Here is a 22589-nt window from a genome sequence, read left to right as displayed (position 1 = left end):
ACGGTTTGACGAGAAGATGCTGGAAATAGGGTATGGTTGAGATGGTGTGACACTCTCAAAGGAAACGGAGAGAAACCGGGAATACAAACCTCAGCCTGTAGCCACTACGCCAGTATTTTACTCTACAGCAATTGTTTCTTTAAATTTATTATCTTATCACCCAGGTTTTTATTCCGCATGAGTTCTGTATTGATCTGATTATAGATCATGGTAATCGCCGCTCCTGATATACCACCGAAAATTACACCAAGATCCTTACCTGATACCCCGCTCAGGTCGCGGGCAAGATACATTGCAATTGCGCGTACTTTATTATTCTTGCGCCCGCTGATTTTTACTTGCTCCTCGCTACACCTGAATTCATTCCACACGTAAAGGTCTTGCCATGAGTTCTTTCTCTCTTGTTAAAAATTTAAAGTGAAAGAAAATAGAGAAGTCATTATAATAATGACAGAAAAATTGTCAATATTTAATATTTAAGATGTGACCCCATTCCCACAAGAAAGGAAATATCAGATGGCATTAACCAGGAAAAAATCGAAAAAGGAGACAGTCACTTTTCCGCTGAGCGTTTTTGAAACTGCTGATACAAAAGAAGACCTTGAAGACTGGCTTCTATTACAAAATCCTGAATTTATAAAGAAAATGCGAAAGGCAAGACAAGAGGATATTCAAGGAAAAGGCAAGGAATGGCAAGCCCTCAAAGAAGAACTATGTATAAAATAACATTCTTACCTGATGCTGAGGATTCTTTTAAAAATCTCGATAAACCTGTCCAAATAAGAATTGCCCAAAAGATTGATTGGCTTGCTGAAAATGCCGACAAAGTAATTCATCATCCCCTTAAATCTCTACCCGATGATTTACGCGGACTTTGCAAAGTTAGGGTTGGAGATTATCGTATAATTTACTGGGTCTATAACGATGCAAAGCATATAAAGATTTACGAAATTGAACATAGGGGTAGAGGCTATCGTTCTATAAAAAGTTGAAGGGCGTTTGATGGATGTCTCGTCTTAATTGAAAGAGAGAAGGGGAAATCAAATCTTTATTGTTTACCAATCTGCTTCAACTCTTTTGATAATCTAAATGACTCATCCATTCTGAGAGATCTAATTGTCTTTAATTCTTTTGCCTCATTAAGTTTTGCCTTATATATATCCCATCTTATTTGCAGATTCATCCAAAAATCTTCTGAAACCCCAAAGAATTTTGCAAGCCGTAAAGCTGTACGGGTGTCACACCACGGCGTTTGTTGATAATTTCATTAATCCTCTGAGCGTCCAGGGTCAGACCTTCATATTTTAACTATTGATTGTTGAATAATAATAGAATAATGCTGACCATTTGCCCTCCTTCTTCCCTGCTAAAATAGATCATCCTGTTATCTGTCCTACCATTGACACATCTACAATCAGCACGTATACTACACGTATATAGAAAGGAGGATTTCAATGCAAAAAAAGTTGACAATAACCATAGATGAGGAAGTTTATGAAGGTCTTCATAAGACCATAGGCCCCCGCAAGATTAGCAAATTTGTTGAGGAATTAGTTCGTCCGCACGTAGTTCGTCCAAATCTGGAATTGGCATACTCCCAAATGTCAAAAGACAAAAAGAGAGAGGCAAAAGCCTTGGATTGGGCTGAAACAACTTTTAAGGACATAACCCATGAAAAGAGGTGAGGTCTGGTGGGTTAATTTTGATCCCTCTGTCGGTGGAGAGATTAGGAAAAAACGTCCTGCCGTGGTCGTTAGCAATAATGCATCAAATAGCGTTTGCCAAGGATGGAGACGGTTCCCTTGCGATTACTGTATTCCCCCGCTCAAACGCAAACCAATCACGCCTAGTATAATCAGTCCAATCGAAATTATCTTTAAGAAATTTAACGGCTCCCTAAACCACGTAATTCCCACTATTGTTATAAGGGTCGTTCCCAGCCCCGACCATACCGCATAGGCAACGCTTACATCAAGCTTTTTGAGGGCAAAGGAAAACGAAGTAAAACTAAATCCATAGAGGATAAAGAGCAATACCGATGGCAATAGTTTCGTGAAACCCTGGGATAATTTCATGCATGTGGTACCTGAGACTTCTAAAAGTATTGCTAAGATCAGATAAACCCAACTCATTGAATACCTCCTATCCGTTTTATCTAACAGTTCTGTAGGTTGGGTAGAGCGAGAGCGAAACCCAACACCAACAATGTCTAACAGTTTGAGAGTTTAAGAAAGCAAAGCCTTTGAATTTCAATGCCAGGCCTGAAAGGCCGTCAGTATAGAGCAGGGAGCAAAGCCCATACGTGTTAAGTTAAGAATCTATAATTACCACCCACCCCTTGTTCTGGTAAAGACGCCCCGCCGGGTCGTCTTTACTTGTCCCCCGCTGGCGGGGGTTAGGGGGTGGACAGTACTGCTTCACTTGTGTCTACCATCTGTTTTCTCCATTTATAGCATTACTCCATAAAAACATCTTTTTTTGTAAGTTTTTTCACAACCCTATTTACCCCCTTATCAGGAGGTACAGTTTGTTTATGAGAGAAAGATTGCTTCGCTTCGCTCGCAATGACAACGTGCACTATGTCATCAAAGGCATAGCCAGTGTCATTGCGAGGGTCTTTTCCGAAGCAATCTCCCCGCTTTCACAACGGAGGATTGGTTGCTGCTTCGCTGCGCTAGATATCACTGTTTATACTCTGCAACGCTTCATCTTATGGTTAGCGCTCAGGGACTACATGTCCATCGTATTGGCTTTCCAATTTCCACCTCCTGTTTCCACCCCCTGCCCCCGCCAGCGGGGGATGATTACTGCCAGTACCTACAGGATTTTAAACTGTTACAAATTATCAACTCGCCCGAAGGGCGTCCACAATATTCATGCGCGATGATCTGACGGCAGGCAGCACACCACCGAGAAAACCCATGATCAGAGAGAATGTCAGGGATTTATAGACGATACCGTAGTTAAGGGAGAAGGTGAAGGCGAGTTCGGAAAAGGTCTGAAAGTTCATGGTAGAAATGGTGAGGAGTTGCATAAATGAAGCGAAAAACAGCCCTACGCAGCCGCCCAAAAAACCGAGTATGAGTGATTCCATGAGAAAAGCACCTAAAATACTCCTTCTTTGAAAGCCTAGAGCACGGAGTGTGCCAATTTCACTGGTACGGTTAGCCACCGCAGAATACATAGTAATCATGGCGCCGATAATGGCGCCCAGAGAAAAGATTATAGTCAGCGATAACCCCAGGATGCGCAGGAATTTTGCCATCATTTTCGATTGGTCTTCATAGTACGCGATTTCCCGTTTGGCCTCCAGGGTCAGGCGAGGATCGCCTTCAATGCGTGCCTTAACCTTATTGAACTCTGAAGGATCGCGTAACTGAAAGATAACAGACGAATACACCGGGCGGCGGAATGCCTGCATAAGCTGGTCGGCATCACCCCATATTTCCGAACTGAAACCGGTGTTCCCCGCATCGAACATGCCTACAACAGTCCAGTCCCTCATCCCGAACCGGAGGGTTTCGCCCATGCCGCCTCCCTTAAACCTTTTCGCAATGCTTTGACCTGCGATTATTTCGGATGAACCCGGTCGGGGCATACGTCCCTCAATGAGTTTTACCTGAGGACGCAATATGAGAGAACTCCCTGAAATCCCTCTGATAACCACATTGGACGGTTTATTGCTTCCCCGCTTGGGAAGGTTGATAAGCACAACCAATTCCTTTGCCAACAGTTTCTGGCCATTTGTTCCCAGAGCCACTTCCGGTTGTGTTTCTATAATAGAAGCTTGTTGTCGATCAACAGCGCTCTGCACTTCAGAGGATGCTGCCTTGCGGATTACTACCACATTATCATAGGAACCGGTATTCACCAGGGTTTTCCGCAACCCCTCTGCCAGCATTAAAATCGAGGCAAATACGAATACCACCAGTGCCATGCCCGATGCCGTAAGTGTTGTAGTAAGCCTGCGGGTCAGGAGATTACGAAAGCTGTATAAAAAGGGTATTCTCACTTATCCAATCCTCCTGAGGCCATCAGCTATCCGGATCTTTGCCGCGCGCCAGGTCGGGATAATTGCCGCTACCAGACCAACTAAGACCGAGGCTGCAATATCGAGGCAGATGGTTTTTGTTGTTACGTTAAACACCGGGAAGTAAGTCCCCATAGTATTGCCAAAGACTTTTGCAGTTGGAAAGGTAAAAGTAATACCCATAGTACAACCAATCATGGCAATAAGCAGGGATTCCCCAAATACCAACACAGCAATATGCCAGCTGCCAAACCCCAGTGTTTTGAGTATTGCATATTCTCCGATTCGCTCGCGGGCAGTCATGGCCATGGTATTGGCCAATACCACCATGATTATGATAATTACTACAAAGGAAACCAACTGTATGGCAACAACAATCGCCTCACTCATGGAAACAAAACTCAACTGGAATGCCTTTTCGGTCTCGGTCAAGGTTTCTGCAAGAGAATTTTTAAAGGTTTTATCAAGAGCCACTGCCACCTCCTCAGCCAAGGTGGGGTTATTTATCCCAACCATATAAAAGCCGGTTTGGTCCGCCCGCAGGGGCATGGTCTTTTTCAGGGTTTCATTAAGATAATCCCAGTGGAAAAAAAATTGGGTTTCGTCGGTACTTTTGTCTCTGCCCTGATAGACCCCGCGCACAACAAACTCCCAGTTACCCGGGAAAATCGTCCCCTTAAGGGTAATCGTATCACCAATTTCCCAGCCGTATTTTGTTACCAGCTTTTGTCCGGCTATAGCAGCCTTCCGATCGCGCAGAAAAGCTGCCTTCTGGTCCGGGGGAAGCACATATTCAGGATACAATTCCAGATAGCTTTTTGGTTCTACTGCAAAGTTGGCAAAAAAGTTTTTTTCGTCAATATAGATACCGCCAAACCAGTTTCCGTAAGATACAAGTTTCACTCCGTCTATCTGCCGTATCTTATCCTTATAAGAAATAGGGAGTGGAAAGACAAGCGATATCGAATTTCTGGTCACAAGGCGGCTTGCAGAAGACGCCTCTACTCCTGCATACCACGCGCTCACCACAGTCCTCAGGAGACCAAAGGCAAGAATAACGATCGTAACACCAAGGATAGTCAACGAGGTGCGCAGTTTGTGACGGAAGGCGTTTTTAAGAATGAGCTTCAGTAGATACATTCAAAATACCCTTTTCCAGATGTTTTATGGTACGGGCTTTTTCTGCTGCATGCGGGTCATGAGTCACCATGATAATGGTTTTGCCAAATTCAACATTGAGGCGGTGCATCAATTCCAGTATCTCTTTTGCCGAGACACGGTCGAGGTCTCCGGTCGGCTCGTCTGCCACAATTATGGTCGGATCGGTAACAACAGCCCTGGCTATAGCCACTCGTTGCTGTTGTCCCCCGGAGAGTTGACCGGGGTAATGGTCCATCCGATCGGAAAGATTGACTATCCGAAGCGCCGTTTCGACATGTTCTCTCCGCTCTTTTCTGGAGAGCCAGGTTAGAAGCAGTGGTAATTCAACATTCTCAAAGGCGGTGAGTACCGGAATCAGGTTATAAAATTGGAAGATAAAGCCAACGTTGGCAGAACGCCATTGGGCAAGTTCTGTTTCCGACAGTGCCGCAATATCGACACCACCTACCGCGATGACGCCGCTGTCCGATTTGTCGATGCCAGCGATCAGATTTAATAAGGTGCTCTTGCCTGAACCCGAAGGACCCATCAATGCGAGAAATTCACCTTCTTCGATGTCAAAAGTAATGTTTTCCAGTACCGGTATAATCTGGTTCCCTCTGCGGTAGGACTTACTCAGATTTTTTATTTCAACAATAGGTGATTTACGTTCCATTATTTTTCTATGATCTTTACCTTTGAACCGTCTTTTAACTTATTCAAGGGGTTAACTACCACCTTATCGCCTTGTTTTATTCCATCAAGGACTTCTATCATATCACCAAGCCGGGATCCCAAAGTAATCGGGGTCTGCACCACGCGGTTGTCTTTTATGAGAAAAACAAAATTCCTGTCGTTGCGGGTTACGATAGCAGCAGTATTAATGGTAGTCAGTGGTTTTTGCTCTTCGTTTTCTATGGGCCGGGAGAGAAAGGCGACCTTTGCACTCATTTCGGGCAGTGTACGGCTGTCTTTATCAATGAATCGGACCTTGACCATGACCGTCGCCTTGCTCCGGTCGGCGGTTGGTACGATCATATGGACTTCTCCGCGAAAACGGGACTCTGGCAGTGCATCGAGCTGTATTTCACACGGCTGCCCAACCTTCACCAATTCCAGATTTGATTCAGAAACATCGGCCTCTACCTGAAGCGAACCCATATCGGCAATAGTAACAACGGCAGATTTTGAATCGGCAGCCGCTCCGATTGGGGTAACGATATCGCCGATATCAGCACTTTTCGTTAAAACCACCGCGTCGAAGGGAGCCCGAATCAGGGTATATTCCAGCGATACTTCAGCCACCTGAAGCGCTGCGGCACCGGCTTTAACCGCAGCTTTTGCACCGGCAACAGCGGCAACAGCCTTTTTGTAACGGGCCAGGGCGGCATCGTATTCAGCCTGTGTTGCGATCCCCGTTGCCAGTAACTTTTTTTCACGACGATAGGAAACTGTAGCATCCCGAAGTTCTGCCTTCGCCTGCAGGAGATCAAAGCGTGCAACATTCAGGTTGGCTTCAGCCTGATTTCGAAAGGCAACGGCATCTTCATTTTCAAGACGTGCGATGATCTCTCCCTTTTTTACCCTGCTTCCCTCCTCAACGTTCAATGATACAAGACGGCTGGTAATTTTGGACGCCACGGCAGCCTTGCGCTGAGCTACCACATAGCCACTGGCATTCAACAGGGTAAGAGTCTGAGACGGATACGTCCTGGTAACGCTGGCAATCTCAACAGGGACTGCCGGTGTCAGGATTCCAAACCAGTAAAGGAATCCCACCACTGCGATAATGAGTACTATAACCGCAATACGATAGTACGGTTTCCTGTGCCGTACCGGTCGAATACTCCTCGCCGACTTATCTATCTTTAATTTTAAAAGGTCTTCCTGTGACATTCACTCAATTATATATGAATTTTCATTTTATTTAAAAGGGTTTGTGTATGGTAGCAGGCAAGAAGTCTCCCTTAAAAAAGGGGGGAGTCAGGGGGGTTGTAAAATACTTTGATATTAAAGGATTCGATGAGAAAAAACACAACCCCCCAAATCCCCCTTTGCTAAGGGGGATTAACTTATTTAATGTCTTTTGTTACACCTTCCAGCTCTTCCAGCTTCCCTTCGACGATTTCTTCTTCCAGTTTGACTACTTCACGGAAGGCAATGCCTTCTCTCCAGAGAAAAAGAAAACCCATAATCGTGGAAGGAAGGATGCTGATGGCCCATAAAACAATGGCATAGCTTTGGGCCGCTGTGGTTTCTATTCCGAAAATATGTAAAGATTTTAGCACCGCGATATGGAAAACGCCAATGTAGCCGGGCGCCTGAGGCAGGGCAACCGCCAGTGCAAGACAAACAGCGACAAGACACGCCCCCACAAAAGGGAGATGCATGTGAAATGAAAATCCAAGAAGATATATTTCTGCCCCGCCGAGGAACCAGATAAAGAGTGAAAGTACCAAAATCCATACCGTTTGTTTTTTATCTTCAAGAATTTTTAGACCATAAACAAAGGATTCATATAGCCCCAAAACCTTATCCCTCAGTTTATGGGGCAGAAAGGAGCACAGTTTTGAAAGGATTCTTTTAAAGAAATCAGGTTTCATAACGACTAAAAAAAGGCTGGCAATGGTAAAGACCCCCACCGCTGCGAATACCTCGGTCCATTTTTTCAGTAAAGGGATAATCGATTCCTTGACTGTGCTCACCTGACTTGCAGAAACTTGCACTAGGGTGTTATGGTGAATGTCAGAGGGATGTGGTAACAAGGCAATGACGGCTACCGTGAATATAATGAGTCCGAGCATGTCAAAGATCCGTTCCACGATTACTGTAGCAAAGGAGGTTGAAAATTTTATATCCTCCTTTTTCGTCAATATAAACGGCCTTAACACTTCTCCCACACGGGCGGGAAGAATATTGTTTGCCATGAAGCCGATGCTGGTAACAGACAACAGATTTATTACAGAAATTGATTTAATATGTGACAGTAATCCACGCCACCGGATTGCCCTTACTACATAAACCAGCAGGGTTAAAATGAGTGTAGGGATGATAAGCCAATAATTTGCATCTCGTAAGGCGTTTTTCAGGAGCAACCAATCAATATTTCTTATAAACAACCATGTACAAACGATACTGACTATAATACTCAGAATAAACAGGATATTCTTCTTGCTAAGTTTCATTGTGACCTTTCATGTAATTTATGATAGAGGGATTTTTGTTTTGGACACGGATGAACACAGACTTCGCCGTGAGCCTTCGGCGTGAGCTCAGTCGAACAATGGGGGAGGTCAGGTGGGGGTGAGAGAAGAGTGAGCACCCTCCCCTAGCCCCTCCCATCAAAGGGAGGGGAATGTTTAGTTGCCAAAGGCCTGATTAAACGTTAAGGAATTTCAATGTTTTTGTTATGCTATGAATAAACACACCCCTTGCCCCTCTCAAGAGGGGACTTCTCAAATTCCCCTCTTGAGAGGGAACCCACCCCTTAGTCCCTTCCAGGGAGGGGACTAAGGGGTGGGTAAAAAAGTCGTTGGGTTTTTGTCTTTTAAAACCCAACCTAATTTAAAACACAGAATACTCAGGAAAAGTACGGTTTCAGGTATCTCCCCGTATAACTTGCTTCTTTTTGTGCTATCTGTTCCGGTGTGCCGCACCCTACGACATATCCTCCTTCATCGCCACCTTCAGGACCAAGGTCGATAATATAATCGGCAGATTTAATTACGTCAAGGTTATGTTCCACTACGATCAGGGAATGACCGGCCTGAATCAATTGCTGAAAACAGGTAAGCAATTTTTGAACATCGTCCATGTGTAAGCCAATGGTGGGTTCATCAAAGATAATGAGCATTGCATCAGGATTTTCCTGGGCCATATAGGTAGCAATCTTAAGTCGTTGTGCTTCGCCTCCGGACAGGGTGGTGGCTGGCTGGCCCAATCTCAAATAACCCAATCCTGTGTCCTGTAAAAATTTCAGCCCCCTGGTAATCCGGGGAGAATCATGGAAGAAGGTGATAGCTTCATCAACAGTCATTTCAAGTACCTCATGGATGTTCTTGTTCTTATATTTTACATCGAGTACCTTTTTGTTAAATCGCTTTCCATTGCACTTGTCGCACGTGACGTAGATATCTGCAAGGAATTGCATGTCAACCCTGAGAGAGCCGGCGCCTTCACACTGTTCACATCTTCCGCCAACTACATTGAATGAAAAAGACCCGATACTCAGATTGCGCATTTTTGCATCGCGTGTTAAAGAAAAAAGCCTTCGGATCTCATCAAATATTTTTACATACGTGACAGGATTGGAACGGGGAGTGCGCCCTATAGGAGATTGATCCACAAGAATAACATCATTAATAAACTGTATACCATGGATACTTTCATATTTTCCAACGAATCCTGTATATCCTTCCCGCTTTTTTTTGATCGCCCCATAAAGGGTATCTTGTACGAGCGTACTCTTCCCTGATCCCGACACCCCCGTTATACATACGAGCATATGAAGGGGAAAGGTAACATCTATGCCTTTCAGATTATTTTGTGAGGCGCCTTTCAATACGATAGCCCGGGTGGAGGGTTTTCTCCGTTTAGGGGGTATTTTAATTGCCTTATCACCTTTTAAATACTGTCCGGTGAGTGAACCATTACGGGCAGGTAAATCCGTAAACGAACCCTGATAAACAAGCATGCCACCATTTTCACCAGCGCCTGGCCCGAGGTCAACGATTTCATCGGCGGCCTTAATAACCTCTTCATCATGCTCTACTACAACAACAGTATTTCCGATATCCCGTAATCGCCCGAGTATCTGTATTAGCCGATCTGTATCCCTTGGGTGGAGTCCGATGCTGGGTTCATCCAGGATGTAAAGGGTATTTACCAGCGAAGAGCCAAGAGACGTTGTCAGATTGACCCTTTGGGCCTCTCCTCCTGAAAGCGTGCGGGTCATACGGTCCAGGGTAAGGTATCCCAAGCCTACCTTAATCATATAGTCTAAACGTTTTTTAATTTCCTGTAAGAGCAAATGGGCAATATTTTTTTCATACTCAGTAAGCTGGATCTCTTCAAAGAATCGGTATGCATCATCGATTGTCATAGTACAAACATCAGCTATATTCTTATGGTTTATCAAAACGTTCAGTGCCTGGCTTTTTAAACGCCTTCCGTTACAGGTAAGACACAAGGCGTATCCCCGATATTTACTCAAAAACACCCGAACGTGCATCTTATATTTCCGCTGTTCCAGCCACGCAAAGAAGTCGCGGATGCCGCAAAAATCTTCTGTGCCTTCCCAAATCAGTCTTGCTTGTTCTTTTGTCAGCTTACGGAATGGGACATCCAAGGGGATATCATAGCTGGAAGATGCCTTTTTCAGCGAATCAAACATCGTGCTATAGGTAGGGGTATTCCATGGGGCGATAGCACCTTCATTCAATGTCTTTTCCTTATCCGGTATGACGCTATCCATATCAATCTCAATGGTGTATCCAAATCCCTGGCATTTCGGACACGCGCCGATCGGGTTATTAAAAGAAAATAATACAGGGACAGGTTCCGGGTATTCAATAGCACAGTAACTGCAAAAGAATTGCTTGCTGTATCTCAGTTCAACCCATGGAGAATCCTGGATAGTCAAAGGATATCCTTGTATATGCATATCGGGATACGGAGAGGTATTTTGGATATTGTATATAATGCTTAAATGCCCGGCACCCAAACGATATGAAGTTTCCAGGGCATCCACAAGGCGTTCTTTTATCACGTCTTTGACGACCAGCCGATCAATAATTCCATAAACAGACTTCGCAGTACGGATATCCCAGTCTTTTATTTCGGTTGTTATATCGACAATGGCATTATCCGCCATTATCCTTACCAACCCGCGTTCTTTCAGGAGATTGATTTGTGATTGGCTCGATACTTTTTGGCTGACAGTGATAGGGAAGGTGACCAGAAACCGTGTGCCTTCCGGTAACGACAGGACAGTCTCGACAATGTGGGAAACGGTATTAATCTGCACATGCCGCTTACAGTTAGCACAATAGGTCTTGCCAATCCGTGCAAATAACAACCTGAGATAGTCATTAATTTCCGTAGCGGTCCCAACGGTTGAACGCCGGTTTTTTACCTGGTTTTTTTGCTGGATGGCTATGGCCGGGGGGATCCCTTCAATATGGTCGATATCGGGCTTATCCATCCTTTCCAGGAATTGGCGCGCATAGGCCGAAAAAGATTCCACATACCGCCTCTGCCCTTCTGCAAAAAGGGTATCGAATGCAAGACTGGATTTGCCCGATCCGCTGACCCCTGTGATCACCACCAATTTTTTGTGGGGGATTTCGATATCAATATTCTTTAAATTATTCACCCGTATGCCGCGGGCAATAATGGATTTCTTCATAACTTTATAGAATTTATTAACCACAGAGGTCACAGAGATTACACAGATAATTTTTGCTCTGCGTTCCCGGTGTGCTCTGTTACTAATGCTAGAATCATTGTTCTTGTCATTCTGAGGGAGTGAAGCGACCGAAGAATCTCAATTATTAAAATTCCAAGACATTAAATATAAGATTTTCACGCTCCATTCTCAAGACAATTCTAGGACTGCCGCTGAGACAAAAAGCATGAAAAATCGTTTGACAAGTACAATGGGTTTGCCAATAATGGTCATCAAAATAATATTTTTAACGGAAGGGGCATATGTAGATAGTCAAACAAAAGATAAGCGAGTTTCTCAAATGTTTGCTAGATGATTGTTCGTTAGAAGAAATTCAATATCATCTTACACCCTTCAAAAGATTAAACGTGAATTAAAAGATACAGAGGAAGGGCGAATTTATTCGCAGAAAGAAGTTGAAAAAATGATGACAAAATGGCCTGAAAAGTAATCTGGTTTCAAGAAGCCACTGCTGATCTCAAAGCACTTGCTGAATTTATTGAACGTGATTACACCTTTTACGCGTGAGGAGAATGATAATGACTAAAGAAATTATATTTTCAGTAATCGGTGGGATTATCGGATTTGCTTCATCATTCTTCATGTGGAAAATTCAAGTAAGATACGAACAAAAAAATATTGCCAAAGCATTTATTCTGGAAATATCTTCATTGGAAGAAAGTTTAAAGATATTTGTAGGAATGCTTAACAATCCTCCACCTGATCCGAAAATTAAATATATAAGTATAGATCAACCTTTTTATACAAATGGACCGTTTTTTAGCTTCAGGAAAGAAATATGTTTTTTTAACAGAGAGTTGCCAACTAGCCTTTTTACATTCTATACGGATCTTTTAAAGGCGGAAGAATTGCGTCAAATGGATAAATCTGGTAAATTTCCACCAGAAATTGTAAATGAAGGGATGAAAGACTATGTATTAAAAATATATGATTGTATACCGGAATTAAAAAAATTATTGGAAAAAGAGTGTTGAGCATTCCTAATAGCGCAGTTTGATTAACTGCGTGTTGCAGTTCACGGGGATTACCAAACGCTTCTCGTTTCCAAACTCACCGAACATTAGTCTACCGATGTGTACTTCAACAGTAGATTATTTGGATTTCAGTTTTCCGTTTGTGCCCAATTATGTTAATTCGTGGTCAAATAGCCTTGTAGGGTAGGCACTGCCTACCAACCTGTTTGCGTGCGGACACCTGCCTGTCCGTGGAACGTAGGCAAGCGCACAGGCAGAAAATTAAGCAAGGGTGAGATCGCCCCATCCTTGCATCAGGATTAATCATGATGGGCAATGCCCATCCTACAAAAACTTCTTTTAGCCCTGAATTACCCGCCATTTAAAGTGGATATTACAATAAATAATTATGAAGTACGGAGGGTTTATAAAAGCAAATACTAAAATCAGGAAAAAATTTAGTGGTAAAAATTCCAAAGAATTTGATTTCAAAGGATTATGTAAAGAAGTTTATTGAAAGAATAGAACTTGAAATGTTAATAGAAAAATGCCAGATGACTGACAAAGAAGCATGGAAACTATCAGAAGAAATCAAAGAAGAGTGGTGGAAGAAGAACAAGGATAAAGTACTTAAACGGATAAAAAAATAAATGAAAGTAGTCATCGACATAAACATCCTCTTTTCCGCGTTGTTGCAAGGCGGACAGAAATATCAGGATGTTTTGTTTTTTGAACGAAAAAGACACATTGTTCGTTGCGTTGACATTAGAATTGGATGGAGTCTTATGGACGGGTGATAAAGAACTAAAAAGAAGGTGCGAAAGAAAGGATTTAACAGATTTTTTGAAAAGAAGTTCGATTGACCGATGAAAGACAGTTTCACGGACACGATAAAGAGAGGTGAAATATTATGGAAAAGGAAATAAAAGTCTGGTACGACAAAGAAGGAGATTACCTTGAAGTCATATTTGAACAAAAAGCAGGGTACTTCAGGCAGACAGAAAACGATGCGGTGATGGAGAAGGTTGATGAGAAAGGAAACATTATCGGTTTTTCTATCCTAAAAGTGAGTGCATTTAAGCAGAAGCCACTTTCAATCAGCCTTAAAAAAGCAGAAAGAACCAATAGTTGAAAGGGGAAATCCTTATGAAAAATCCTGATAATAGCCTGCATTACATTTGTTCCTGTTTGTGTTAATTCCTGGCTGAATCGCTACATAGTCTTAATATACTCTTCCAATGCCTCTAGCCACGGTCTCATTTTATGCCCAGTAGCTGTGGAATATTTCGTACAGTTTAGTGAAGAATTTTGAGGGACATTTGCAGTTCTTTTGTAATCTGCAGTTTTCAGAGGAAGTACAGATACCTGATCACCGGTTAATGCAAAGATCTTCTTTGCCCACTCATAGCGTGAACATATTCCGTCGTTCGTTACGTGGTACAGGCCCCGGAGATCCAGTGATATGATTTTCCAAATTGCATACGATAAGTCTGCCGTATACGTGGGGCATCCGCACTGGTCGGTCACAACGGACACGGAGCGGTTTTTCCTTCCCAGATTTAGCATGGTGGTTACAAAATTTTTCTTATACGGACCATAAAGCCATGCCGTTCTGATAATAGCGTAGTTATCGTTTATTTCCTGAATGGCAAGTTCTCCTTCAAGTTTTGATTTGCCATAGACAGAGAGAGGATTAGGTTTGTCGGTTTCAATGTAAGATTCATTCTTGTCGCCGTCAAATACGTAATCGGTGCTGATATGAATAATCTTTGCCCCTGTTTCTTTTCCCGCCAATGCCACATTCTTTGCCCCGTTTACATTGACAGCAAAGGCCTCTGAAATTTGGATTTCACAAGCATCAACATCCGTAAACGCGGCACAGTTGACAATGACGTCTGGCATGATTCGAGCAACGAATGTGGAGGTATCCGGGCCATGCGTAATATCTATGTGCTCGTGATTTGCTGCGATAACTTCGATACAAGAAAATTTTGAGTCAGAAAAGCCGGGAAATCGATTTACAAGGTCTCTGCCGAGCATGCCCAGAGAGCCAATAACAAGAATTCTCATGGCTGAAGTGTATCAAAATGCAACTGGTAAACGCGTTTGTATTCTCCCTCACCTGACATAAGGGATTCGTGACTGCCCGTTTCCACAATATGCCCATTTTGCATCACGATAATTCTGTCACAATGTTGGATTGTGGAAAGGCGATGGGCGACGACGATGGTTGTTTTTCCGGCGATCAGGTTATTGAGAGCATCTTGTACCAATTTCTCAGATTCGTAATCCAGTGACGAAGTCGCTTCGTCTAAGAGTAAAATGGGCGCATTTTTCAGTATGGCACGGGCGATGGCGATCCGCTGACGCTGCCCTCCTGATAGTTTTACCCCTAATTCACCCACAGCGGTATCATAGCCCCTGGGAAGACTCATAATAAATTCATGAATATTGGCAGACTTTGCAGCTGCATAAATTTCCTCGATTGTAGCATCCCTTCTCCCATAGAGTATGTTTTCACGGAGACTGCGGTTAAAGAGGAAGGTTTGCTGGGAGACTATTGCAATGTGTGCGAGGAGCGATTCGTGCTTGATCTTTCGTATATCTATCCCGTCAATCTCAATGCAACCTTTGACAGGGTCATAGAAACGTGGTATCAGGTTTACAAGCGTTGATTTCCCGGCCCCGCTCTTACCTACAATAGCAAGTATTTCTCCTTTATGGATGGTAAGGTTAATATTCTTCAAGATAAACTCTTCACTGTTATCGTAGGAAAAACTTACCTCTTTAAAAGAGATGCACTCTTTTATGTTCTTCAGTGCCACGGCATCGGGATAATCTTTTATCGTGGGTTCTATCGTGAATAGTTCGAATACCCGATTGACACCAGCCAGAGACTCTTGCAAACTTGCATAACTTTTGGCCAGCCTCTTGATGCTCGTAATCACCATAAAGCCTATGGCGGTAATAAACCCGCCGAGTTCCCCTGGAGTTATTTTCTTTGACATAACTACATAGCCGCCCAAAATAATCAAGACGGCGAGGCCAAGGGTATAAACGAATTCGCTGGTACTCGTGTTGATTGCCTTTGCCCTGACCATCTTCAGCCTTTTCCTGAAGAAGCGTTCACTGATGTCGTGGATTTCACGGCTCTCTTCAGCCTCCATTTTAAACGCCTTCACAATTCGGATGCCTGCGAACATTTCCCGCAAGGCATCCGTAAGATCAGAGAGATGCCGCAAACTCCCCTTTCCATGCTTCTTGATCTTTTTACCCATTATAAGCACAGGAATAAATATCAGGGGAAAGGCAATCAGCGTCAACAAGGACAGCTTCCAGCTAAAATAAAATGCCAGAGTCAACCCGCAAATCAACTTTAAGGGTAGCAGCAGGATTTCATCAAAAAGGACCGTGAGTCCTGACTGTGTTACAGCAATGTCATTCGTTAATCTGGAAATAAGGTCTCCGCTCTTCCTGTTTTCAAAAAAACTCAGGGGTTGCGGGAGTAAATGGTCGCATACCTTATTCCGAATGTCCACAACAACGGCCCACATGACAAGATTTCTGAAGTATTGCTGGAAATAACAGGAGAGGAAAATAATGGGGGCAATAATTGCCATCACGATGCCGATGCTTGTAAATGAACTTGTAGCACGTTTCTGTAGTTTTTCTATAAATGCAAATTTTTGGAATATCTGTTTTTTAAACTGTTTAACGGGAGACTGGCTACTTTGTTTTTGTATATCCTGGTTTACATCGATTTTCGGTAACGCTTCCATCTTTTCCGCATTCCCTATCAGCAGTTTGTCTATGATAGGCTTGATCAGTGAAATCTGGACACCATTTGCCGATGTATAGATGATCATGCTGATAATGGCTAATGCCATATATTTCCAGTAAGGTTTTGCAAATGACAACAACTTTGCACATTCACTAAAAAGGGTACTTTTTTTCATGAGTTCCTTAATTACAATCCTTAACTGTAAATGAAATGCCTTGAAGAGTTATTTTGTATCAAGGTGGTGGAATAAACCAAGGGGCGTTATGCCAGTATATTTTCTGACATCTGTTGAAAAATATAGCGCATTATTGCAAAATGCTATCACATCGTTGCATGTTTTTCAATAAAAAGATTTTACATGAAATAATTAAATTTCCTTGAAAGACTTATAATTCCAAGTAAAATGGGAACGTATAATATGCCTGAACAACAAAGCGCAGCCCCAACCAAATCCCCCGTAAAAAGGGGCTGGGTGGGGGTTATAAAAAACTTGCCAAAAAAAGTTTTCACAGGGGAATACTATATCCTATAAATATTTGTATAGTATGATATATATTTGTGATAATTTAAGTTTTCTATCTTATAACATTGTACTTTTCTCATAAATAAAAACACCATGATCAAAAGGTGGGTATTTTCCCCTCCTAACAAGCCGCTGCAAACAGAGATCGCCAGCAGACTCAAAATATCGCAATTGCTGGCACAAGTTCTTATCAATCGCGGGATTGTTGATGTCGCGTCAGCCAGAAGCTTCCTTCAGCCACAGATTGGGGCATTGGGAGACCCCTCTCTTCTGCCGGATATTGAAAAGGCATCCGTTCGTATCAACGAGGCCGTACGGAAGGAAGAAAAAATCGTCATCTACGGAGATTATGATGTCGATGGTTTGTCGGCCACGGCGCTTATGTATCGGTGCCTGGAATTGGTGGGGGCACAGGTAAGTTACTATATTCCGGAAAGGTTGGAAGAGGGATATGGTTTAAATGCAGACGCAATAAAAAAACTGAGAGAAGGCGGAGCGAACGTCATTTTGACGGTAGACTGTGGCATCAATGCCTGCCGGGAGGCAGATATTGCACGCACGTATGGCATCGACCTGATTATTACCGACCATCATCGGCCCGGACAGGAGATACCCAGCGCCTTTGCGGTAATCAATCCAAAATTACATGCATCAAGTCATGTTTTCCGTGATCTCTCAGGTGTTGGTATCGCCTTCAAGCTGGCATGGGCTATTGGTCAGCATTTTTCGCCTCAGAAGAAGGTGTCTTCGGAGTTTAAGGACTTCCTGTTAAGCGCCGTGGGTTTGGTGGCATTGGGGACGATTGCGGATGTGGTGCCACTCCTGGGTGAAAACCGTATCGTTACAAAATATGGGCTGAGTGCATTGCAATATACTGAAATTCCGGGATTGCGGGCGCTCCTCGATATAGCAGATCTTTCCCATATAAATCTCGATGCCTTTCATGTGGGATATCGTCTGGGACCCCGGTTAAATGCCCCGGGGCGAATAGGTAATGCGGGCATTGTTGTTGAACTGTTAACCACAAGATGCAAGGAAAGGGCTGTGGAAATTGCTAATTTTCTGGAACAGGAGAATAAAAGAAGACAGGAAATCCAGGTTGATATCATGGTGTCAGCCAGGAAAAAGGTAATACATGAATTAAACCTGGATGAAACCACTGCTATTGTATTGGCGGACCAGGCATGGCACCCTGGAGTTATTGGAATTATTGCCTCGAAAATCGTAGAAGAATTTAACCGTCCTACTGTAATGATTGCTGTTGCTGATGATATAGGTCATGGCTCTGCACGTTCCATTCCTTCATTTCACATCCTTGAGGCTCTGGAAAGTTGTAAGAATACGTTGCTTTCTGTAGGTGGTCATGCACAAGCTGCAGGATTAAAAATACACCCGGATAATATTGACGAATTTCGTGAAATGCTTAATAGTGCTACATCACAAAGACTCTGCAAGGCAGACCTGGTGCCCGTCCTGAATATTGATGCGGAAGTCACACTCTCCATGTTGTCTAAGGCATTGGTAACGGAGCTTGCACGCCTCTCCCCTCATGGCGAGGGAAATCCTATACCTCTGTTTGCTGCCACGAATTTAAAGGTTGTCGGGCAGCCGCGTCGTATTGGCTCGAAAGGACAACACATGAGTTTCTATGTCAAACAGGGAGATATCTCCATCAGGGCTGTCGCCTTTGGCATGGGAGAACACATAGACAGGTTTAAACAAAATGGAAGAACGTGTTCTCTTGCCTTTGCGGTAAAAATAAATAATTGGATGGATAGTGAGCAACTGGAACTGGAGGTTAAAGACGTAAAATTTGATAATGAATAATGGACACGATCGATATCCGGAAGGAATGGGAGCAGACAGCAGAACTGATAAAGCAAGACGCAAAAGTATGTATCGTCCTTGGCAAGACCGATAGTGGCAAGAGTACCCTGTGTAAGTATCTGATCCATACATGGACGGCTTCCGGAAAACGCGTGGGATATGTCGATAGCGATTTAGGTCAATCCACCTTAGGTCCACCAACCACAGTAAGCTTAAAAGTTTTTAATACCACGCCAAGTCAGCACGAATTTGCGAATCCCCTCTATCTGCATTTTGTGGGCAACACCGCACCTGAAGGATTTTTATTGCAGACACTTCATGCGGTAAAAACGATGGTTGACAAATCCTGGCAACAAGGCTCACAAATCACTCTGGTAGATACGACAGGTTTTATCGACGGACCTGTCGCCCGCATCCTGAAATTGCATAAGATAGAAATACTTTCTCCACGATGGATCCTTGCGTTACAAGCAGAAGACGAGATTGATCACCTCTTAAAAGGATACGAAAAAATGGGCTGGCAGGTCATAAGGCTGGTATGTTCGAAACAAGTAGTGACGCGTTCACAGGCCGAAAGACAGAGATACAGGAGTGAAAAATATAAAACTTATTTCAAATCGGCAAGGATGGTAGATTGTTCAATTCACAAAGTAGTATTTCCCTCTTGCATTCTCGGTACCGGTCAAATGGTACATCCCCTAGAATTACCGAAGGAAACCTCTATCCATGGTATGGGCTATCTGTATGTTGAAAAATGCGGATCTGAACTCCTGGTTATGGCAGACCGTATGGATACATCGATCCCGTTCTATAAACTAAAAGGATATTTTAACGCAACCTCGATTGCATTCATTGAAAGACAAGCATTGAAAGACCTCCTTGTTGGCCTGAACGACAAAGATAATAATACCGTGGGACTAGGCATCATTACCGATTTAGACCCTTTTGCTGGCAAAATAACCCTCTAAACTCCAGTGAATGATATCCACAAGGTTGCAACGATACGTATGGGAGCATTGAAGGTTGATCGGTGTGGAAAGGAATATGGAAGGACACGGGTTATTCAGTATTTGTAGCATAGGCTGTCAATTCTCAACAACGTCTTTTCGGGAAAATTGCATATTGCTTATTAAATTGACCACTGAAGCATGCAAAATACTGTACCTTATACACAATACACAAGTTTTTCCCCAATAGATCGAAAGGGTTGTGGAAAGACTAAATTATTTATTTTATTTATACTTTGCTTTGTTACACAATATCTGATAATATCTTGTTAAGTTGTTCGGTTGTGATTTAAAGTCGCATTATATATTCGCGTTATATGAAGGCCACAAAGTTACAACTTTGTGGCCTTTTTTATTTTTGTAATTTTGTGCATGTGAGAGGGGGTGATTTAGGTATGGCAAATGGATCCGTAAAATGGTTCAACGACAAGAAGGGCTTCGGTTTTATTTCCCAAGATAACGGAGATGATGTTTTTGTACATCAGACTTCTATTCAGGGTGAGGGGTTTAGAACCCTTGCAGAAGGAGATAAGGTCGAGTTTGAGATTATCAAGGACCAGAAGGGCTACAAGGCCACAAACGTAGTCAAATTATAAGTTTATTGATCGCAGGTTCAATCTTGCAGATTGAACCAAAACATTAAAGCGCACTCTTATATTTTAAAGAATAAGTAATTACAATAGAATAAATATGTTGCATAAAAATATGGAGTAGTCACTTAACTTATCGTTATAATTACGACATGAAAGCTCCAATATAGGTAAAAGGATATTGGGGCTTTTTTGTTTGCTGTTTAAAAAGATTTTCCATCTACGACTTTCCTTCCGCTTAACTGTCTTTATCATCAAAGAATAGTCTGTCTCTCTGATTGCCTTTTGATGTGACATGATAAAAAGCACCTTCAAATTCCAATCGTAATGGCCTTGCCATTTTTGTCAATTCCTTGTGAAAAATTGGTCAGCACATTATCCGTCCTCTTCATAATGCCCCCATAATTTCACACCATCCTTTTTTATTTTCTCTCTTCTTGAGTGTTCTATGGGGTTGATAAGATAAAAAATACTTGCACTTTCCTTTGTTTTAGCTAAACTGGTTTTTTATGGAAAAAAGCAATTTCTTATCATCCGTGACCGCCGCCGTTTCCCATTTATGACCGCAGAACGAATCACAATCAATCGCCTGACGTGGATCCGATGGGGGCGTGCAATTAAGAACTTCGCCGCCTCGGAGGTTGGGGGGCGCGCGAAGTTGCTGGCGCTCGCGCTCGTTGCGCTGCTGGTCGCGATCAACGGGCTCAACATCGTCAACAGCTATGTCGGGCGTGATTTCATGTCCTCCATCGAGCAACAGAACATGCCGAGGTTCTTCTCGTACGGACTGATGTACATAGGCGTGTTCGCGGTCTCGACGGCCACGGCGGTGATCCATCGCTTCGTCGAGGAGCGATTGGGCTTGCTGTGGCGCGTGTGGGCGAGCCAAAGGCTCTGCCACCTCTATCTGAAGGACCGTAATTACTTCGTCCTGCGCGACCAGAAGACCATAGAAAACCCCGACCAGAGGATTGCCGACGACGTCCGCGTCTTCACGACGACCACGCTCTCGTTCGCGCTCATGCTGCTGAATGGCACGTTTACGGTCATAGCGTTCTCGGGGGTCCTCTGGTCGATTAGCCCGTGGTTGTTCGTGGTCGCGGGCGTCTATGCGGCGGCGGGGTCCAGCCTCACCATTATTATGGGGCGCCCGCTCGTGTGGCTGAGCTACCGTCAGTCCGACCGCGAGGCGACGTTTCGCGCCGAACTCGTCCACGTTCGCGAGAACGCCGAGACCGTCGCGATCTCCCGCCAAGAAGGCCGGCTGAAAAACCGGCTTGCACACCGCATCGATGAGTTGGCTAACAACGCGCGAAAGATGATCGCCGTGAACCGTAACCTCGGCTTCTTCACCACCGGGTACAACTATCTGATCCAGATCATTCCAGCGCTGATCGTCGCGCCGCTGTTCATTCGCGGACAGGCCGAGTTCGGCGTGGTGCCACAAGCGTCGATGGCATTCTCGCATTTGGTCGGCGCGTTCTCGTTGATCGTCACCCAGTTCCAGTCGATCTCGTCGTACGCGGCGACGATTGCACGACTGAGCGCGCTCGACGAGGCAGTCGAGGGCGTGACGGGCGCGCAAGCACCCAACATCCGGCTCGTAGAAGAAGGCACGGAGCGCGTGCGCTACGGCCATCTGACGCTCACTTCACCGCGACGCGGACGGATGCTCGTAAACCGGCTGAACCTCGACATCGCTAAGGGCGTGCGAGTGCTGGTGACGAGCGCAGAAGAGCTGGGCCGGGTCGCACTGTTTCGCGCAACCGCGGGCATCTGGGACCACGGCGAAGGGATAATCGTGCTGCCGGGCATCGGCCACATCCTGTTCGTGTCCGAGCACCCGTACCTGCCGCCAGGCACGCTGCGTCAGGCAGTGGTCCGCGCCGGACACGAGCAGTCATTGTCCAACGAGGCGATCTGCGAGGTGTTGCGCACGCTCGATGCCGAAGTTCTGATCGCGCGGGCTGGCGGTCTCGATGAAGAGAGGGACTGGGACTCCAATTTCTCGCTCCGCGAGCAACAGCTGCTTGCGATCGCGCGGGTGCTACTTGCTGCGCCGACGTTCGCATTTCTCGACCGCATCACCACCACCTTGACTCCCGAGGACGTCGAGCGGGTGCTGCGCGCATTGACGGACCGCTCGATCACCTACGTCATGTTTGGCGTCCCCAACGGGGCATCGGCGCAGTTCGATGCGGTTCTCAACATGCACGTAGATGGCACGTGGGAGTGGAAGGCGGTGCGTGGCCACACGCCGTGGAGCTGAGCT

Annotated in this window: 21 protein-coding genes and 4 pseudogenes; 13 read left to right on the top strand and 12 right to left on the bottom strand. The window is 44.4% G+C overall.

What is annotated here, in order from left to right; all coding sequences use genetic code 11:
- Window positions 1–181 (top strand): annotated as a pseudogene (locus tag E3K36_12985) (hypothetical protein).
- On the opposite strand, the gene E3K36_12980 reads toward E3K36_12985, so the two are convergent.
- Window positions 123–371 carry a hypothetical protein gene (locus tag E3K36_12980; protein MCF6156126.1) on the bottom strand — a complete coding sequence of 83 codons (249 nt, stop codon included), beginning with the start codon at window positions 369–371 and terminating at the stop codon, window positions 123–125. The pseudogene E3K36_12985 and the gene E3K36_12980 overlap by 59 nt on opposite strands.
- Before the next feature lie 145 nt (window positions 372–516).
- Between E3K36_12980 and E3K36_12975 the strand changes: the two genes are divergently transcribed.
- Window positions 517–726, top strand: a complete 210-nt coding sequence (locus E3K36_12975; protein ID MCF6156125.1) for a hypothetical protein — start codon at window positions 517–519, stop codon at window positions 724–726.
- Window positions 714–992, top strand: a complete 279-nt coding sequence (locus E3K36_12970) for a type II toxin-antitoxin system RelE/ParE family toxin (GenBank protein ID MCF6156124.1) — start codon at window positions 714–716, stop codon at window positions 990–992. The genes E3K36_12975 and E3K36_12970 overlap by 13 nt, the downstream gene beginning before the upstream one ends.
- A gap of 56 nt (window positions 993–1048) precedes the next feature.
- Here the strand turns inward: E3K36_12970 and higA are convergent.
- Window positions 1049–1278, bottom strand: a pseudogene (higA, locus tag E3K36_12965) (addiction module antidote protein, HigA family).
- A 176-nt stretch (window positions 1279–1454) separates the two neighbouring features.
- Here higA and E3K36_12960 point away from each other — a divergent pair.
- Together E3K36_12960 and E3K36_12955 are read left to right on the top strand one after the other, a co-directional pair.
- Window positions 1455–1685, top strand: coding sequence for an addiction module antitoxin (locus E3K36_12960; protein ID MCF6156123.1), 231 nt, complete (start codon window positions 1455–1457; stop codon window positions 1683–1685).
- Window positions 1672–1779 (top strand): annotated as a pseudogene (locus E3K36_12955) (type II toxin-antitoxin system PemK/MazF family toxin). Before E3K36_12960 ends, E3K36_12955 begins: the two are co-directional and overlap by 14 nt.
- 29 nt (window positions 1780–1808) lie before the next feature.
- Here the strand turns inward: E3K36_12955 and E3K36_12950 are convergent.
- The 7 genes from E3K36_12950 to uvrA all read right to left on the bottom strand — a co-directional run bounded on the left by E3K36_12950 (window position 1809) and on the right by uvrA (window position 11576).
- On the bottom strand, window positions 1809–2132 hold the full coding sequence (locus E3K36_12950; protein ID MCF6156122.1) for a multidrug efflux SMR transporter: 324 nt from the start codon (window positions 2130–2132) through the stop codon (window positions 1809–1811).
- Between the two features lie 713 nt (window positions 2133–2845).
- Window positions 2846–4012, bottom strand: coding sequence for an ABC transporter permease (locus E3K36_12945; GenBank protein ID MCF6156121.1), 1167 nt, complete (start codon window positions 4010–4012; stop codon window positions 2846–2848).
- Window positions 4013–5170 carry an FtsX-like permease family protein gene (locus E3K36_12940; GenBank protein ID MCF6156120.1) on the bottom strand — a complete coding sequence of 386 codons (1158 nt, stop codon included), beginning with the start codon at window positions 5168–5170 and terminating at the stop codon, window positions 4013–4015. It lies immediately after the preceding gene.
- Window positions 5145–5849, bottom strand: coding sequence for an ABC transporter ATP-binding protein (locus E3K36_12935; protein ID MCF6156119.1), 705 nt, complete (start codon window positions 5847–5849; stop codon window positions 5145–5147). The genes E3K36_12940 and E3K36_12935 overlap by 26 nt, the downstream gene beginning before the upstream one ends.
- A complete protein-coding gene (locus E3K36_12930; protein MCF6156118.1) occupies window positions 5846–7066 on the bottom strand; it encodes an efflux RND transporter periplasmic adaptor subunit in 1221 nt (406 codons plus the stop codon). Before E3K36_12930 ends, E3K36_12935 begins: the two co-directional genes overlap by 4 nt.
- Before the next feature lie 176 nt (window positions 7067–7242).
- Complete coding sequence (locus E3K36_12925; GenBank protein MCF6156117.1) at window positions 7243–8355, bottom strand: flippase-like domain-containing protein; 1113 nt, start codon at window positions 8353–8355, stop codon at window positions 7243–7245.
- Window positions 8356–8750: 395 nt separating this feature from the next.
- The gene (gene uvrA / locus E3K36_12920) at window positions 8751–11576 is read right to left on the bottom strand and encodes an excinuclease ABC subunit UvrA (protein ID MCF6156116.1); all 2826 of its coding nucleotides are present in this window, start codon (window positions 11574–11576) and stop codon (window positions 8751–8753) included.
- A 578-nt stretch (window positions 11577–12154) separates the two neighbouring features.
- Between uvrA and E3K36_12915 the strand changes: the two genes are divergently transcribed.
- From E3K36_12915 to E3K36_12900, 4 genes are all read left to right on the top strand, one after another.
- Window positions 12155–12610 (top strand): hypothetical protein, encoded by a 456-nt coding sequence (locus tag E3K36_12915; GenBank protein ID MCF6156115.1) that lies wholly within the window; start codon window positions 12155–12157, stop codon window positions 12608–12610.
- Between the two features lie 440 nt (window positions 12611–13050).
- Complete coding sequence (locus E3K36_12910; protein MCF6156114.1) at window positions 13051–13239, top strand: hypothetical protein; 189 nt, start codon at window positions 13051–13053, stop codon at window positions 13237–13239.
- Between the two features lie 67 nt (window positions 13240–13306).
- Window positions 13307–13459: a hypothetical protein gene (locus E3K36_12905; protein ID MCF6156113.1), complete on the top strand. Its 153-nt coding sequence runs from the start codon at window positions 13307–13309 to the stop codon at window positions 13457–13459.
- Between the two features lie 40 nt (window positions 13460–13499).
- A complete protein-coding gene (locus E3K36_12900; GenBank protein MCF6156112.1) occupies window positions 13500–13721 on the top strand; it encodes a DUF2283 domain-containing protein in 222 nt (73 codons plus the stop codon).
- A gap of 80 nt (window positions 13722–13801) precedes the next feature.
- On the opposite strand, the gene rfbD is transcribed toward E3K36_12900, so the two are convergent.
- Both rfbD and E3K36_12890 read right to left on the bottom strand, forming a co-directional pair.
- Window positions 13802–14659 (bottom strand): dTDP-4-dehydrorhamnose reductase, encoded by an 858-nt coding sequence (gene rfbD, locus E3K36_12895; protein MCF6156111.1) that lies wholly within the window; start codon window positions 14657–14659, stop codon window positions 13802–13804.
- A complete protein-coding gene (locus tag E3K36_12890) occupies window positions 14656–16545 on the bottom strand; it encodes an ABC transporter ATP-binding protein (protein ID MCF6156110.1) in 1890 nt (629 codons plus the stop codon). Before E3K36_12890 ends, rfbD begins: the two co-directional genes overlap by 4 nt.
- 441 nt (window positions 16546–16986) lie before the next feature.
- On the opposite strand from E3K36_12890, the gene recJ reads away from it, so the two are divergent.
- The 3 genes from recJ to E3K36_12875 all read left to right on the top strand — a co-directional run bounded on the left by recJ (window position 16987) and on the right by E3K36_12875 (window position 20323).
- A complete protein-coding gene (recJ, locus tag E3K36_12885; protein ID MCF6156109.1) occupies window positions 16987–18720 on the top strand; it encodes a single-stranded-DNA-specific exonuclease RecJ in 1734 nt (577 codons plus the stop codon).
- Complete coding sequence (locus tag E3K36_12880; protein MCF6156108.1) at window positions 18720–19688, top strand: hypothetical protein; 969 nt, start codon at window positions 18720–18722, stop codon at window positions 19686–19688. The genes recJ and E3K36_12880 overlap by 1 nt, the downstream gene beginning before the upstream one ends.
- Window positions 19689–20122: 434 nt before the next feature.
- The gene (locus E3K36_12875) at window positions 20123–20323 is read left to right on the top strand and encodes a cold-shock protein (GenBank protein ID MCF6156107.1); all 201 of its coding nucleotides are present in this window, start codon (window positions 20123–20125) and stop codon (window positions 20321–20323) included.
- A gap of 238 nt (window positions 20324–20561) precedes the next feature.
- On the opposite strand, the pseudogene E3K36_12870 reads toward E3K36_12875, so the two are convergent.
- A pseudogene (locus tag E3K36_12870) lies at window positions 20562–20657 on the bottom strand (addiction module toxin RelE).
- Between the two features lie 219 nt (window positions 20658–20876).
- Here E3K36_12870 and E3K36_12865 point away from each other — a divergent pair.
- Complete coding sequence (locus tag E3K36_12865; GenBank protein ID MCF6156106.1) at window positions 20877–22586, top strand: ABC transporter ATP-binding protein/permease; 1710 nt, start codon at window positions 20877–20879, stop codon at window positions 22584–22586.
- The last annotated feature ends 3 nt before the right edge of the window (window positions 22587–22589 follow it).

The sequence above is a fragment of the Candidatus Brocadia sp. genome (assembly GCA_021646415.1).
In the GTDB taxonomy this organism is placed as follows: domain Bacteria; phylum Planctomycetota; class Brocadiia; order Brocadiales; family Brocadiaceae; genus Brocadia.
Note: the sequence above shows the minus strand (reverse complement) of the source record. Positions and strands in the feature narration are given on the sequence as shown.

Coding starts and splice junctions, on each gene's coding strand:
- E3K36_12975 (MCF6156125.1), top strand. CDS start 517: ATGGCATTAACCAGGAAAAAATCGAAAAAGGAGACAGTCACTTTTCCG.
- E3K36_12970 (MCF6156124.1), top strand. CDS start 714: ATGTATAAAATAACATTCTTACCTGATGCTGAGGATTCTTTTAAAAAT.
- E3K36_12960 (MCF6156123.1), top strand. CDS start 1,455: ATGCAAAAAAAGTTGACAATAACCATAGATGAGGAAGTTTATGAAGGT.
- E3K36_12950 (MCF6156122.1), bottom strand. CDS start 2,132: ATGAGTTGGGTTTATCTGATCTTAGCAATACTTTTAGAAGTCTCAGGT.
- E3K36_12940 (MCF6156120.1), bottom strand. CDS start 5,170: ATGTATCTACTGAAGCTCATTCTTAAAAACGCCTTCCGTCACAAACTG.
- E3K36_12930 (MCF6156118.1), bottom strand. CDS start 7,066: ATGTCACAGGAAGACCTTTTAAAATTAAAGATAGATAAGTCGGCGAGG.
- E3K36_12925 (MCF6156117.1), bottom strand. CDS start 8,355: ATGAAACTTAGCAAGAAGAATATCCTGTTTATTCTGAGTATTATAGTC.
- uvrA (MCF6156116.1), bottom strand. CDS start 11,576: ATGAAGAAATCCATTATTGCCCGCGGCATACGGGTGAATAATTTAAAG.
- E3K36_12915 (MCF6156115.1), top strand. CDS start 12,155: ATGACTAAAGAAATTATATTTTCAGTAATCGGTGGGATTATCGGATTT.
- E3K36_12905 (MCF6156113.1), top strand. CDS start 13,307: ATGTTTTGTTTTTTGAACGAAAAAGACACATTGTTCGTTGCGTTGACA.
- E3K36_12900 (MCF6156112.1), top strand. CDS start 13,500: ATGGAAAAGGAAATAAAAGTCTGGTACGACAAAGAAGGAGATTACCTT.
- rfbD (MCF6156111.1), bottom strand. CDS start 14,659: ATGAGAATTCTTGTTATTGGCTCTCTGGGCATGCTCGGCAGAGACCTT.
- E3K36_12890 (MCF6156110.1), bottom strand. CDS start 16,545: ATGAAAAAAAGTACCCTTTTTAGTGAATGTGCAAAGTTGTTGTCATTT.
- recJ (MCF6156109.1), top strand. CDS start 16,987: ATGATCAAAAGGTGGGTATTTTCCCCTCCTAACAAGCCGCTGCAAACA.
- E3K36_12880 (MCF6156108.1), top strand. CDS start 18,720: ATGGACACGATCGATATCCGGAAGGAATGGGAGCAGACAGCAGAACTG.
- E3K36_12875 (MCF6156107.1), top strand. CDS start 20,123: ATGGCAAATGGATCCGTAAAATGGTTCAACGACAAGAAGGGCTTCGGT.
- E3K36_12865 (MCF6156106.1), top strand. CDS start 20,877: ATGACCGCAGAACGAATCACAATCAATCGCCTGACGTGGATCCGATGG.